The 13,811-nt window shown below is 65.0% G+C and carries 14 protein-coding genes; 6 read left to right on the top strand and 8 right to left on the bottom strand.

All coding sequences use genetic code 11. From position 1 onward, the window contains the following. Positions 1-346: 346 nt before the first annotated feature. The gene (dnaG, locus tag NLM25_RS38735; RefSeq protein ID WP_254140387.1) at positions 347-2,371 is read right to left on the bottom strand and encodes a DNA primase; all 2,025 of its coding nucleotides are present in this window, start codon (positions 2,369-2,371) and stop codon (positions 347-349) included. Between the two features lie 253 nt (positions 2,372-2,624). On the opposite strand from dnaG, the gene NLM25_RS38740 reads away from it, so the two are divergent. Then, on the top strand, positions 2,625-3,188 hold the full coding sequence (locus tag NLM25_RS38740; RefSeq protein ID WP_254123170.1) for a chlorite dismutase family protein: 564 nt from the start codon (positions 2,625-2,627) through the stop codon (positions 3,186-3,188). Between the two features lie 191 nt (positions 3,189-3,379). Here NLM25_RS38740 and NLM25_RS38745 read toward each other — a convergent pair whose 3' ends face one another. Beyond that, positions 3,380-3,781 carry a gamma-glutamylcyclotransferase gene (locus tag NLM25_RS38745; RefSeq protein WP_254140388.1) on the bottom strand — a complete coding sequence of 134 codons (402 nt, stop codon included), beginning with the start codon at positions 3,779-3,781 and terminating at the stop codon, positions 3,380-3,382. Between the two features lie 207 nt (positions 3,782-3,988). Here NLM25_RS38745 and NLM25_RS38750 point away from each other — a divergent pair, with 207 nt between their 5' ends. Further along, complete coding sequence (locus tag NLM25_RS38750; protein WP_254123172.1) at positions 3,989-4,795, top strand: N-formylglutamate amidohydrolase; 807 nt, start codon at positions 3,989-3,991, stop codon at positions 4,793-4,795. On the opposite strand, the gene NLM25_RS38755 is transcribed toward NLM25_RS38750, so the two are convergent. The 4 genes from NLM25_RS38755 to NLM25_RS38770 all read right to left on the bottom strand — a co-directional run bounded on the left by NLM25_RS38755 (position 4,792) and on the right by NLM25_RS38770 (position 8,517). Next, positions 4,792-5,775 (bottom strand): DUF3592 domain-containing protein, encoded by a 984-nt coding sequence (locus tag NLM25_RS38755; RefSeq protein ID WP_254123173.1) that lies wholly within the window; start codon positions 5,773-5,775, stop codon positions 4,792-4,794. The two genes, NLM25_RS38750 and NLM25_RS38755, sit on opposite strands and share 4 nt — an antisense overlap. An 84-nt stretch (positions 5,776-5,859) precedes the next feature. Next, positions 5,860-6,480: a LysE family translocator gene (locus NLM25_RS38760; RefSeq protein ID WP_254123174.1), complete on the bottom strand. Its 621-nt coding sequence runs from the start codon at positions 6,478-6,480 to the stop codon at positions 5,860-5,862. Positions 6,481-6,526: 46 nt separating this feature from the next. After that, positions 6,527-7,069, bottom strand: a complete 543-nt coding sequence (locus NLM25_RS38765; protein WP_254123175.1) for a hypothetical protein — start codon at positions 7,067-7,069, stop codon at positions 6,527-6,529. Between the two features lie 2 nt (positions 7,070-7,071). After that, a complete protein-coding gene (locus tag NLM25_RS38770; protein ID WP_254123176.1) occupies positions 7,072-8,517 on the bottom strand; it encodes an LVIVD repeat-containing protein in 1,446 nt (481 codons plus the stop codon). Positions 8,518-8,631: 114 nt separating this feature from the next. On the opposite strand from NLM25_RS38770, the gene NLM25_RS38775 reads away from it, so the two are divergent. From NLM25_RS38775 to NLM25_RS38785, 3 genes are read left to right on the top strand one after another with little or no spacing between them, the layout of a single operon-like run. Next, a complete protein-coding gene (locus NLM25_RS38775) occupies positions 8,632-8,946 on the top strand; it encodes a helix-turn-helix transcriptional regulator (RefSeq protein ID WP_254123177.1) in 315 nt (104 codons plus the stop codon). Continuing rightward, a complete protein-coding gene (locus NLM25_RS38780) occupies positions 8,939-9,409 on the top strand; it encodes an SRPBCC family protein (protein ID WP_254123178.1) in 471 nt (156 codons plus the stop codon). Before NLM25_RS38775 ends, NLM25_RS38780 begins: the two co-directional genes overlap by 8 nt. Further along, positions 9,406-9,918: an SRPBCC family protein gene (locus NLM25_RS38785; protein ID WP_254123179.1), complete on the top strand. Its 513-nt coding sequence runs from the start codon at positions 9,406-9,408 to the stop codon at positions 9,916-9,918. Before NLM25_RS38780 ends, NLM25_RS38785 begins: the two co-directional genes overlap by 4 nt. 127 nt (positions 9,919-10,045) lie before the next feature. Here the strand turns inward: NLM25_RS38785 and NLM25_RS38790 are convergent, their stop codons facing one another. Beyond that, positions 10,046-10,819, bottom strand: a complete 774-nt coding sequence (locus NLM25_RS38790) for a DUF2189 domain-containing protein (RefSeq protein WP_254123180.1) — start codon at positions 10,817-10,819, stop codon at positions 10,046-10,048. Between the two features lie 295 nt (positions 10,820-11,114). Between NLM25_RS38790 and NLM25_RS38795 the strand changes: the two genes are divergently transcribed. Next, positions 11,115-13,343, top strand: coding sequence for an ATP-binding protein (locus NLM25_RS38795; protein WP_254140389.1), 2,229 nt, complete (start codon positions 11,115-11,117; stop codon positions 13,341-13,343). Between the two features lie 24 nt (positions 13,344-13,367). Here the strand turns inward: NLM25_RS38795 and NLM25_RS38800 are convergent, their stop codons facing one another. Continuing rightward, entirely contained in the window at positions 13,368-13,811 is a 444-nt protein-coding gene (locus NLM25_RS38800) for a hypothetical protein (protein WP_254140390.1), read from the bottom strand.

Consider the following 13,811-nt stretch of genomic DNA (forward strand, 5'->3'; position numbering starts at 1 on the left):
CAGCTCGCCCCGCCTGCGTGAAATCACTTGAACCTGTTGTTCGACGCTCTCGCTTCGTCAGATCTCGACACGGAAAGGGCGGCGCGCCTATCTCTCGCCACCCCGACCCTTCTCTCGCCGGATTTGCCTAACGCTTCGTGAGCCTCTTTGTCGCAGCGGATGCAGGTGTAGTGCCAACAGCGATTGCGCGGATTCATTCCTGACGCGTCTGTTCTGCCTGCGGCCGCCTGGTGGCCAAAGTGCTACAAGACCGTTAAGCCTCGATTAACCCTGTTTTTGCCGCCAAACCTTGGATTTGGCGAGTCTTTTAGCGGTTCCGGCCCCGACCGTCCGCATGATTCTTTCATCACACGCTCTTCTGGAACCGGCCCGACAGCTCGCCAAAACCCTCGATCAGGGCCTCGGTACCGTCGACTTCTCCTATCCGAGCCTTGACGTCACGCAGCCACGCCAAATTGGCCTCGCTGGGGTCCTCCCCCAAGGCCAGCTCGGCGTCTTTCAGCTCTCTAAGTAGTGAATGCCATTGCCGATGCAAGGCGACGAGCTGATGCCAGGTGGCAAGAACGTCATCCCGCGCCGCGCCCTCGCGGGCGCCCCACACCGCCGCGGTCGTGATACCGCTCTCAACCCTTTGAAGAATCTGCGAAAATCCGCTCTTCTCGATGTCGCTTCGCATCTTTTCGGCCTGCTCGCCGGGGTCCGGCGAGTGGTGATGGTCGTTGGCGAAGGCGGCGATGATGCCGGCCCGGAGCTTATGGGCCTCGGGGTGGGCCAGCTCCAGGGCGGCGACCTCCTCAAGGTGCTCATGCAGCAGCCAGGGGTGGTTGATCAGGCATTGCAGGATCAGGGCCTCCCGGCGGGAGATGGCGCTGCGCTGGCCCCGCATGATCGGACTTGTCGCAAGCTGGGGGCTCGCCGCCTGATAGGGGCCGGAGGGTAGCGGGGTGGGACCGGGCGGGCCGCGGCGCCCTCCACCAAATCCCTGGCCAAATCCCTGGCCACCGAATCGATTCGGCTGTCCGCCGCCGCGGGGCTGGAACGGGCGACCGCCGCCCCCTTGGCGGAAATTGCCCCGGCCGGCAAAGCCGCCGCGCCCGCCATCAGGGGCAAAGGCGCGCTGAAGCCGCTCGGCAAAGTCGTCGCGATAATAGCGCCGCACCACCTCGTCGCGGATGCCGTTGGAGAGTTCTTTGACGCGCGCTTCCAGCGCGGCTCGGCGCTCGGGCGTGGCAAAATTGCCGCCTTCGAGCTCGCGCGACCAGATCATCTCGGCGAGCGGCTTCGCCGCCGCGATCACCTCCTCGATGGCGCCGCGGCCGCCGGCGCGCACGAGATCGTCGGGGTCCTGCCCTTCCGGCAGCAGCGCAAAGCGCAGGCTCTTGCCGGGTGCGAGGAACGGCAGTGCAAGGTCGGCGGCACGATACGCGGCCTTCTGCCCCGCGCGGTCGCCGTCGAAGCAGAGGATCGGCTCGTCCGCCATCTTCCAGAGCAACGCGAGTTGGCTCTCGGTGAGCGCGGTGCCGAGCGGCGCGACCGCGCCTGCAAAGCCCGCGGTCACCATCGCGATGACGTCGACATAGCCTTCGACCACGATCAGCGCGCCGCCATCATGGGTGGCTTTGCGCGCGGTCTGGTGATTGTAGAGATTGTCGCCCTTGTGAAAGAGCGGCGTCTCCGGCGAATTCAGGTACTTTGCCGGAACGTCCTTCTCCAGCGCGCGCCCGCCGAACGCGATGACGCGGCCACGCAAATCCGTGATCGGAAACATCACGCGATCGCGGAAACGATCGTAGGGCACGGGGATGTCGTTGCCGGCAACCAGCAGCCCGGTCTCGACCATGTCGTCGACGGAGACGCCGAGCTTGCCGAGATGCTCCTTCAGCGCGAAGCGATCGGGCGAGGCATAGCCGAGGCGGAACTGCAATTGCGTCGCCGGCGAGATCGCACGGTCGGCGAGATAGCCGCGCGCCTTGGCGCCGACCCGCGAGGCCAGCGTTTCCGCGAAATACTTGGCGGCGAGATCCATGACGTCGTGGAGCGAGCGCCGCCGCTGCTCCTCGCGCGCCGCGTTGGGCGTCACCGCCGGCAACGCCAGCCCCGCCATGTTGGCGAGCCGCTCGACGGCTTCCGCGAACGGCAGGCCGTCCGTCTCCATCACGAAGGTGATGATGTCGCCATGCTTGCCGGAGGAGAAGTCGTGGTAAAATCCCTTCTGGTCGTTGACGTAGAAGGACGGCGTCTTCTCCTGCTGGAACGGCGATAGCCCCTTCCACTCCCGCCCCGCCTTCTTCAGCTTGACGCGCTTGCCCACGACTTCGGAGACCGAAAGCCGGGCACGAAGCTCGTCGAGGAACTGGGGCGTGAAGCGCATGGCGTATGTGTAACGCGAAACCGGGTGAGTCGGGCTGGGGATCAGGGATATAGGTGCGATCAGGCTAAAGGCCAGGTTTCTCGGGATTATCCGGGTTATTCGACCTATTCACAGGCCTTTCCGTCATTCCGCCGAGCCCGCAATCCATTTCTCCGAGCATAGCGGCGGCGCGATGGATTTCGGGCCCGCCCTTCGGGCGCCCCGGAATGACACGGGCCTTGAACCCGGCCCTGTTCCACGCTTCCATAGCGCCATGTTCAGGACGTTTCGAGGCGGCCATAGCGGGGGTTGGCGCGTCACCTCGATTTCGCCCGTGACGGGCGAACCCCTGCCCTTCATGCCGGCGCTGTCGGTGGTCGACAGCGAGGCCGTCGCATTGCCGCTCGTGCCCTCGCGCAATGCGTGGCGGCTGGTGGGCGTTGCAAGCACGCTGCGCTACACCGAGCGCGCCGAGAAGCAGCAGCTCACCGCGGTGCAGGCCGGGCTCGGCCGGCCCGAGGCGACGTCCGCGGCGCTGATCCCGATCCGCAAGTCGCAAGCCTGGTGGGAGCTGACGCAGGAAGAGCGCCGCCGGATTTTCGAGGACAAGTCGCATCACATCGCGAGCAGCCTGCGTTTCCTGCCGGCGATCGCCCGGCAGCTCTATCATTCCCGCGACCTCGGCGGCCCCTTCGACTTCCTGACCTGGTTCGAGTTCGCACCGCCGGATGAATCGCTGTTCGAAGAGCTGGTGGCGATGCTCAGGGCGACCGAGGAGTGGACCTATGTCGAGCGCGAAGTGGATGTGCGCGTGGTGAAGGAAGTGCTGTCGGCTTAATGGTCGAACTGCCGGCAACGATGAAGGTCTGCTCCCTCGCCCCGCCTGCGGGGAGAGGGTTGGGGTGAGGGGGAGTCTCCGCAAGGACGGTGAGAGTTAGACTCGCGGAGAGTCCCCCTCACCCGGATCGCATCTTTGATGCAATCCGACCTCTCCCCGCAAGCGGGGCGAGGTGAAATCGAGAGCCCTCGTCAATGATCGAGAAAGCGGCCGGACTCGATGCGTGGAAGGTCGGTGACGGGCCAGTTGTAGATGTAGGTCCAGGCCTTCTCCGTGGTGGTGCCGTCAGGCAGCGTCACGTCGATCAGCTCGCGCAGATATTCGGTCGGCTCCGGAAAGCCTTCGCCGCAGGCCTCGTACATGTCGAGCTCGCGCAGGAGCTCGTCGGGCACGCGCAATTGAAAGAGCTCACCATGGACGACGTCGGAGGCCGCGTCCGACAGCAGCAATCCCGGATAGTGCTTCACGAGAACGAGCCGGCCGCGACAGGTCGCCTCTCCCAGGAAATCCGCATGGCCTGCAAGCAGCCGCGCCATTGGATGGTCGAAGCCGTGCATCAGGGTGCCGTAGACGAAAAGACGATCGGAGGTCATGGGGTGTCTATAGCCGTCAATTGCGCGAAACGACAGCCGCACATCTTCTTCATCCCGCAAAGCTCCGGGGGAGCAAGCGAGATTCGGTCTTGTGATGAATCGAAAGCAGCGGCATCGTCCGGCGATCACGATGATTTTGGGTGGACCGACCCGCAAGCGATTGCTGCCCAATCTGGACGATATCTGCTTTTTCCATAGGCAATCAGGATGGATTTGGACACGGCCGACGCGACCGATCAATTGCTCGGCGCGGGCGATATTCCGCCAGTGCATGAGGTGAATGCAGGGGGCGCATCGCCCTTCCTGCTCACTTCGGATCATTACGGACGGGAGCTGCCGCGCGCGCTCGGCGACCTCGGCGTCGCGGAAAGCGAGCTGACGCGGCACATTGCCTGGGACATCGGCATTGCCGGCGTCGCCGATCGGCTTGCACAAATGCTCGATGCGCATCTGATCGCGCAGCGCTATTCGCGGCTCGTGATCGACTGCAACCGCTCACCCGGCGTTGCAAGCTCGATCCCCGTGATTTCAGAGGCGACCGCGATCCCGCGCAACGAGGGCATCTCCCAGGGCGAGCGCGCGGCGCGGCGGCGCGAGATCTTCGAGCCCTATCACCGCCGCATCGATGCCGCGATCGATCGCCGCCTGCACGACAAGCGGCCGACGGTGCTGGTGTCGCTGCACAGCTTCACGCCTGTTTATGCCGGCGTCGCGCGGCCCTGGCACATCGGCGCATTGTACAACCGCGACACCGTGCTGCCGCAGCTGCTGCTGAAACATTTGCGCAGCGAGGGCGACCTCGTCGTCGGCGACAACGAGCCCTATGCGGTGAGCGACCTCAGCGACTACACCATTCCCGTCCACGGCGAAGCCCGCGGCCTCGTCAACACCGGCATCGAGATCCGCCAGGATCTGATCGCGGACCAATCCGGCCAGCAGCAATGGGCCGAGCGGCTGGGAAGGATATTTGCGGAGATCGAAATCGAGCTGATGGCGGAGAGGCTGGTCGACTAGCCGCCCCGCGTCGCGACGAACAGTGCGAGCGCGGCAAAGATCGCGGCGATGCCCCACAGCACAAAGGCGATGCGGCCGGCGCCGCGTGCATCGAGCGTTGCCTCGGCCGGATTGTCCGGATTGACGCGAACCTCGACGGTCGCGCCGTCCTTGTAGCGCGACATCAGCTTCTTCAGCATCTCATCGGACCCCGACCGCGTGCCGGTCGCGACGCGCGCGCATTCATTGGTGTAGCTGACGTTCTGATAGCGATAGGTGTAGGTCACGCGTTTGCCGACCATCTCGGTGCCGCGGCGCTCGCCCGGCTCGCTGGCCTCGTGATAGTGCTCGATTCCCGACAGCTTGATCGTGCCCCGCACCACCGGCCAGCGCGACGCCATCGAGGCCTGCCGCCGCACGGCCCATCCCATCAGCGCGATGACGAGGCCGAACGCGCCGAAGCCGACGACGAGGCCCGCGAGATCGGGCCGGGCGATGTGGTGCGCAAGCCAGGCATAAGTCTGGTTGAGGCCGAACGCCGAGCCGAACACGATGCCAAGCACGATCGCCGTGCCTATGCCGAGGCAGCCCCACAGCCCCTTGGGCAGGTCGCGCTCGAGCACGGCCTGATCGGGATGGCGCGGATTGTAATAGACGGTGACGATGCTGCCGGAGGGATACTTTGCGAGCTTCTCGGCGACCTCGAAATTGCCGAGATCCTCGCCGATCGAGATGCGGTTACAGCGCAGCTTGCGGCCGCCGATCGCATAGTCGTAAGTCACGTTCGCAAAATTGCGCTTCTCGAGGCGATAGCCTTCCTCGCGGTCGCTGTCGGAGACCCTGACCTCGCGCACCTCTGCAACCGAGGTGACGACCTTGCCCGGTGCCTGCGGCCAGTTGCGCGCCTCGCGCACCTGCCAGGTCTTCACAACGGCGGCGACCAATAACAGCCCGAGCGGTGCGAGCAGCATCGCGTAGACGAACCAGGGCAGATCAGGCACGACCAAATTCCTTCGTCAGCGGCAATGCCCGATTGGACGCATCGCCGCCGCGAAGGGTTCAAGCGCGAACCGGCTTGCGGAAGGTTATTTCGCCCTGGTCAGCGCCAGCCAGATGCCGCCGCCGATCATGAAGCCACCGGAGATGCGCGACATCAGCCGCGTCCGTCGGGCCGAGAAGAATTTCCGCGCGCGCCCGGCGGCGAGAGCGTAGAGCGCATCGGTCATCGCCGCAGTGACCATGAAGGTGGCGCCCAGCAGCGCGACCTGCGGAAAGTGGTCGCGGTTCATGTCCATGAACTGCGGAATGAAGGCGCCGAAGAAGATCAGCACCTTCGGGTTCGACAGCAGCACAAGAAAACCTTGCAGGAAGAACCCGCCGCGCGGCGGCGCCGGCGGCTCGTCGACATCGAGGCCTTCGACCGGCGCCCAGATCAGCTTGATGCCGAGCCAGATCAGATAGGCGGCGCCGGCAAAGCGCACCCAATCGAACCAGTAACCCATGGTCGCCATCAGCGAGGTCAGGCCGACCGCGACGATGCCGATGACGATGGCAAGGCCGGCCTGCGCACCCGCGACATTGGTCAGCGCTGCGCGCGTGCCGTGGCGCAGCCCGTTGGCGATGACGAGGGTGACGATCGGCCCCGGCAGCAGCGCCAGCGCGATGCAGGCGGCAACGAAGGCGAAATAGGCTTGCATGGACATCATGGGGAGGACTCGGCTCGGGGCGGTTTGGGGCATTAATGCATGACACTCACTTTCCGTCCAGCGCGGCGAGCACCCAGTCCTTCATCCCCTGCGTCTCCAGGAACACCAGTGCCGCACGCTGCATCTCGCTTGCTTTCCCACGCCCTTGAGCCGCCGCAACGAAAAGATCGCACCGCCGCGCGAGTGCAACGCCGATCGCGATGCGATGGACGCCGTCCGGCATGTCGAGATCATAACGCCTCGCGCGTCCGCGCATCTCGCCAACGCCCACTTCCTGACCCGGCGCGACGGCCGCGAAGCGCGGGCTGATCAGATCGATGTCAGCGACGCGATCCACCTCGTCGTCATCGGCAACGCCGCGGTCGCAATTGCAGAAGCCGCGCTTGGCGCGCGCGTAGAGCTCGGCGCCCGCGCAGGCCCCATCGCAACGGAACGCGCGGCCGGCGGGCCAGCCGTCACGCGGGAACGGCCATGCGATCTCGCGCCAGTGCGCCGTCTCCTCCACCGGCGACGGCGCGAGTTGATAGGCCCCGACGCCGGACCCACCGAGCGCAATCGCCACAATCGCGATCGCCGCGCCGCGCCGCATCGTCAGTTCCTCGGCAGGCCGGCGACGGCGCGCGCGGGCCCTGTCAGTTCGAGGATATGCAGGCCGGTATTGGCGCGGTCGACGATGTAGATGTAGCCGCGCTCGTCGGTCTCGACATTGTTGGTCTGGATCGCGACCTTGCAGCGTTCGCCGCCCTCGACGGGAATGCAGCGCTTGTCCGTCGCGCTCGTGATCGCCGGGATGAAATATCCGACCTCCCTGGGATGATAGGGATCGCGGATGTCGAGCGCGCGCACCCCGGCATTGAAGAAGGCGATGAAGGCCATCTTCTTGTAGTAGACCGGCGCCATGCTCTCGTTCGACGAATGCGAGCCGAAGCGGCCGCCGCGCTGGCAGAACTGGCCGCTCGCCTCCGGCACGGTGTAGCTCGAGATCATCATCGGCCGCGTCTCGGTGGTGACGTCGGCGAACCACACCATCTGCCGCGCCTCGCCGCATTCGTTCAAGATCGCCTCGTCGACGATCATGACGATGTCACGGGTCTTGCCGTCCTTGTCCTCGGCGAATTCGGCGACGGGCATGTCGAGCATCGGAAACGTCGTGTGCGCCCCGTTGAAGGCGGACATCGGCATGCGCGAAATCTCGGGATAGCGCAGATTGTCCGGCGTCGGCTCCTTCGGCCCGTTCAAGAGCTTGTCGCGATCGACGATCTGGAGGATGCCGCCCTTGTTGGTGCCGTAGCCGAAGAAGACGCGGTTGCCGTGGGGCCCGGTCGAGATCGGCCCGTGCAATTCGGTCGGCACCGCGCCGGTCGAGCCTGGCTCCTGCCCGGGCAAGCCAAAATCCCTGATCTTCTGCGGATGCGCGGGATCAGAGAGGTCATAGACCTGCGTCATGCGCCGCGTGCGCCAGTCCGGTGCGCCCGAGACGAGAAAAGCAATGCCAGTGTCGCACTCCCACCAGCTCTTGTGCGTGTCCTTCAGGCCGCCAATGCGCGTGATCAGCACGGGATTTGCGGGATCGGCGACGTTCCAGATCTCATGCGCCTCGCTGCCGAAGGTGCGGAGCATGTAGACCGCATTGGGATCGCCCTTCGGCAACGACTTGCCGTCGCAGACCCGCACCATTTGTGCGCCGCCGGACTCGTACTTTCCCTCCTGGCCCGGCAGGTGCCGCAGATATTTTGGACGCGCGGGATCGGTGACGTCGACGATGGACGTTCCGTTCGGCTCGGCCTGCCCCGTCATCGGGTTGACCGGAGCCGGCACGTCGTCGGTGCCGCCGTGATGGCCGATATAGGCGATCCAGCGGTCGCCCTGGTGATGGATGGTCGGCTGGTAGGCACTGCGCGCCTGGAGGTCGTTGCTGCCGACCAGCTTCATGTTGGACGCTTCCGGCGGCGCGCCGATGGTCTGCTTCTGCGCGTAGGCGGATGTGCTGCATGCAAAAAGGACAAGGCACGCAGCAGTCAAGACGCAACGGAACATAATCCCTCCCGGAACCAATCTGCGTTGGCTGAGCTTCAACGCTAGCACAGCCGCTTGCACGCGCCAAAGACACCATCTTGACATGCAACCATTTGGTTGCCTATTATCGTTGCCATGGATGAGGTCTTCAAAGCGCTCGCCGACGCGTCACGACGCTCGCTGCTGGACAGGCTTCACACCAAAAACGGCCAGACCCTGAACGAACTCTGCGAAGGCCTGTCGATGACCCGCCAGGCCGTGACCAAGCACCTTATCATTCTCGAAGAGGCCAATCTGGTCACGACCATCAGGCATGGCCGCGAGAAGCTGCACTATCTCAACCCGGTGCCGATCCATCAGATCGGCGAACGCTGGATCAAGAAATTCGAGCGCGGCAAGCTCGCCGCACTCAGCGAGTTGAAACGTCAGTTGGAGAAGCGCGATGAGTAAGCCCCAATTCGTCTATGTGAGCTATATCGAGACCACGCCGGAGCAGCTGTGGGAGGCGCTGACGTCGAGCGAGTTCACGAAGCAATACTGGTTCGGCGCCGAGGTCCGGTCGGACTGGAAGATCGGCTCGCCCTTCGCGCTCACGCTGGACGGCGAGGTCACCGATTCCGGCGAGATCCTGGAGGCCGATCCGCCGCGCCGCCTGTCCTACAGCTTCAAGCACCAGAAATTCGAGGAGCTGCGCGGTGAGCCGATCTCGCGTGTCGTCTTCACCATCGAACCCTTTGGCTCGCTCGTGCGTTTGACCGTGTTGCACGACGGCTTCGTCGAAGGCGGCAAATATCTCGGCGCCGTCTCCAATGGCTGGCCGGCGATCCTGTCCGGGCTCAAGAGCCTGCTGGAGAGAGGCAAGGTGCTGGTTATTCCCCGCGCCGCGCTCAACAAGGGATTCGACGCAAAATGAACATCGAACAGTTCAAACCGCTGACGGTCTACACCATCTACATCGCTGCGACGCCGGAGAAGGTGTGGGAGGCGCTGACCTCGGCCGAGTTCAGCCGGCAATATTTCTTCGGCAATACCGTCGAGGTCGAGCCGCGCCTCGGCGGCGCGTTCATCGTGCGCACACCAGATGGCGCCCTGCATATCAGCGGCGAGGTGCTCGCATACGATCCGCCGCGAAAGCTCGCGGTCACCTTCAACGTCAACTGGCCCGAGCTGATCGAGAAGCTAGGGCCGACTCTCGTCACCTACGAGATCGAACCGGTTGGCGAAGCGGTCCGGCTCACCATGAGCGAAGGCCACGACCGCCCGCTCAGCGATGACATCCTTGCAGGCGGACGCTCGGGCTGGCCTGCGATCCTGTCGGGTCTCAAGAGCGTGCTCGAGACGGGCAAGCCGCTCGTCGTCAAGCTGGGGCCGCCGCAGCGGATGCTGGATGCGCTCAAGGCGATGGGGATCAAGACGCCGTAGGTTACCGCGAGCTCGAAATCGTAGGGTGGGCAAAGGCGCCCTTGCGCCGTGCCCACGCCTGGCCGGTGGGCACGCTTCGCTGTGCCCACCCTACGGCACTGAGTGGCCCCGGCGAAGGCCGATATGACTACGACACCGGAACCACCAGCCGCCGATAAAGATGCCAGGTCGCGTGCCCCAGCACCGGCAGCGTCACGATCAGCCCGAGAAAATACGGCAGCGCCGAGACGATCAGCAGCATCACGATCACGGCGGCCCATCCGATCATCGGCAGCGGGCTGGTCACCACCGCGCGCACGCTCGTCACCATGGCGGTGACGAAATCGACCTCGCGGTCGAGCAACAGCGGGAACGACACCACGGTCAGCGAGAACAGGATCAATGACAGCGCGGCGCCGACCGCATTGCCGATGGCGAGGAACAACAGGCCTTCATTCGTGGTCAGCACCACCGTCATGAATTCCTGAAGACTCGAGAACGAGGCGTGCAGGCCGAGCAGCAGCGCGATCAGGAGCCGCACCTGGTACATCCAGATCACGAACACGAACAGCGTGACAAAGGCCATCCAGCCGATCTCGCTGCGCGCGCGTATCGCCAGCCAGATGGCGCGGAAGGAGACCGGCTCGCCGCGCTCGCGGCGACGGCTGATTTCGTAAAGGCCGATCGCCACGAACGGCCCGATCAACGCAAAGCCGGCCGCAAGGGGATAGACGAGATAGACCATGCCGAAGGCGGTGAGGCAGAGCATGATGCCGATGCCGCCGGCGGCGTAGAGCGCGCCGAAGCAGAGCCCGTAAAGCGGCAGCGCCTGGAAATCGCGCAATCCCTCGACCAGCGCCTCGGCGATGTCGGTCGCCACCACGGGCCGCACCACCGGATCGACTTTGCCCGAGATCGACATCGACTCCCTCCCCGTCACCGGCACGATCTCCGTCGCGCGCGACCTCGATACTAGCGCGCTCGGGCGTCGCGCGCACGCGCGCGTTGATTGCGGGAGACGGTATCCGGGGAGCGCCCCGGCACCGGCCCAACAGGGCCTCGTGGCGACCTTCCGGGGACCATCGCGATGTGCGCAGTCGAAATCTTTCCCCGCGAGGGCCTTTTCGTCGCGATGCCTATGGACTGAGCGGAGGGTGGTGCCGCAGATTGCATCTTCGAAGCAGCACGCGCGACGACCAAATTGGACCGCCCGATCGATGAACTTGCGTACCCGGCTACTGATACTCGTCATCGCGGCCATGCTGGTGCCGGCGATCCTCGTCGGGCTGCGTTTCGTGCAGAACCGGAGCAGTGAAATCAATGCGGCCCTGGCCGATCTGGCGGCGTCGGCCAACAACATTGCCAACGATCTGGACGAGAAGATCCAAGGCACTGCCCAGCTTCACTATGGTCTGGCCCGCGCCCGCGATCTCGACACGCGCGACAAGGCGGCCTGCTCGGCGTTCCTGTCCGATGTGCGCGAGGAGTACCCGCAGTTCACCGGAATCCTGACCATCGATCCGGACGGCAGCCTGTTCTGCGACTCGCTGCGGACCAACCGTACCCTCGATCTGAGAGATCGCGCCTATTTCAAGCAGGCCCTGGTCTCGCGCGGCGTCGTGCTTGAGCCGGTATTCGGCCGGCTCACCGGAATATCGGTGCTCCAGATCGCATATCCGGTGCGATCGGAGGCAGGCGCGCTGAAATCGATCCTGCTCGCTTCGTTCAACCTGCGTAAATTCGCAGAAGATCATCACAAGCGGCTGCTCGCCGAAAAGGAGGTCGTGCTCATCGACCGCAAAGGCACCGTTCTGGTCGCCCCTTCCGGAGCAGGCTGGACCGAGCCGGTCGGCGCGTCGATCGCGGGATCCGAGCTGTTCCGCTTCGCTGCCGCTCCCGATCAGCAGACGTTCCAGGAATTGACAGATCGCGAGGGCCGCACGCAGGTCTGGGCCGTGGCCCGCTCGCCTTCGACCCGCGATGCCGGCCTCTACATCATGGTCGGACGGTCCAAGGACGGATTGGTCGCGACGGCGAATCGCCGGCTCTACGAGGATCTGGCGATCCTCGCGGTGGCCTCGCTGCTGCTGCTGGCGGCCGTCTGGATCCTTGCGACCGTGAGCGTCGGACGCCAGATCGGACGGCTCGCCACGATGGCGAAGAAGCTCGGGCTCGGCGACCTCAGCGCACGAATTCCCTCGCCCCATCCGCGCGGAGAGCTGGGCGGACTGATGACCCTGCTCAACGACACGGCCGAGTCGCTCCAGCAGCAACGCACTGCCATCGCAGACCTCAACCAGAAGCTCAGCCAATCGCAGAAGATGGAAGCGATGGGCCAGCTCACCGGCGGCGTGGCGCACGATTTCAACAATCTCCTGACCGTCATTCTCGGCAATTCGGAGCATCTCGCCGACAGGCTGGCGGGCAACAAGGACTTGCACCGGATCGCCAGCGACATCGCGACCGCCGCCGAGCGCGGCTCCGACCTGACGCGGAGCCTGCTCGCCTTCGCCCGCAAGCAGCCGCTCCAGCCGCGAGACATCGACATCGCCGGGAAGATTCACGAGATGGAGCAGTTGCTGCGCCGCCCGCTGGGCGAGCACATCGAGTGCACCTTCGTCCTCGAACCGGATGTGTGGCTGAGCAGCGTCGATCCCGGCCAGCTGGCGACTGCGCTGCTCAATCTCGTGCTCAACGCGCGCGACGTCATGCCGCTCGGCGGCAAGCTGACGATCGAGGTGCGCAACGCCTCGCTCGGTGAATCCGACCTGGACGTCAACGGCGAGCCGCGGCCGGGCGACTACGTCATGGTGGCCGTGACCGACACCGGCAGCGGCATGACCGCCGAGGTGGCGACCCGGGCGTTCGAGCCGTTCTTCACCACCAAGGAGGTCGGCAAGGGCACCGGGCTCGGCCTGAGCATGGTCTACGGGTTTGTGCGACAATCCGGCGGCGTCGTGCAGATGCAGTCCGAACCGGGACAGGGCAGCGTCGTCAGGCTGTTCTTTCCGCGCCTTGCGACGGCGCCAAACGAGCATCCCTCGCCCGCGGAACGGATCGTCGCCCGCGACGGAAGCGAGACCATTCTCGTCGTCGAGGACGACGACATGGTTCGGGCCTATGTCGAGAGCGAGCTGAAGACGCTCGGCTATCGCGTCATCACGGCGTCGAACGGTCGCGAGGCGCTCGAATTGTTGCGGCGACCCGGCGACATCGACCTGCTGTTCACCGACGTCGTGATGCCCGGCGGCATGTTCGGGCCGGAGCTTGCGAGGCAAGCGACCGGCTTGCGGCCCGGGCTCAAGGTGCTCTTCACCTCGGGCTACAGCCAACATCCCGTCAAGACGCCCGACGGGGTCGACGACGCGCGCATTCTGACGAAGCCGTTCCGGCGGCAGGATCTCGCCGCGATGCTGCGGGCCACCCTGTCAGGGACGGGGCGGTAGGCTCGCGCCGCGGGACGTTGCCGGTCAGGAGCGCGACGCGAGGAGAAGCGCCACGCCAAGATTGGCGATGAACAGAGCCGCGTCGATGACGAAGATCCTCAGCATCGGGCCCTTCAGCACGGGCCAGTAGGCCACCCCGACGCGCCCTCCGCGCATCAGGACCGGAACGTTGTAGGCGAACTGGCTGAAGTGGCAGGCCGCAAAGAACAGGAACAGCACGAGCTGCGCCTCGACCGGCTGGAAGAACGGCGGACGAGCGGCCAGAAGATAGAACGACAAAAGCCCGATCGGCAGATTCATCCCGCCCAGGAACGCCACGCTGGCCGCCAGCGTCGGCGCGATCGGATTGCTGCGCTCTTCGCGCGGCAAAAGTATCTTCAGCGTGTTGGCTTGCGCAATGCTGAACTGGATGAACGCGCCGCCGAACCAGAGCGCATTGAGGAGCAGGACGAAATCCGAAAGGTGCAT

It is taken from the genome of Bradyrhizobium sp. CCGB01, assembly GCF_024199795.1.
Lineage (GTDB): Bacteria > Pseudomonadota > Alphaproteobacteria > Rhizobiales > Xanthobacteraceae > Bradyrhizobium.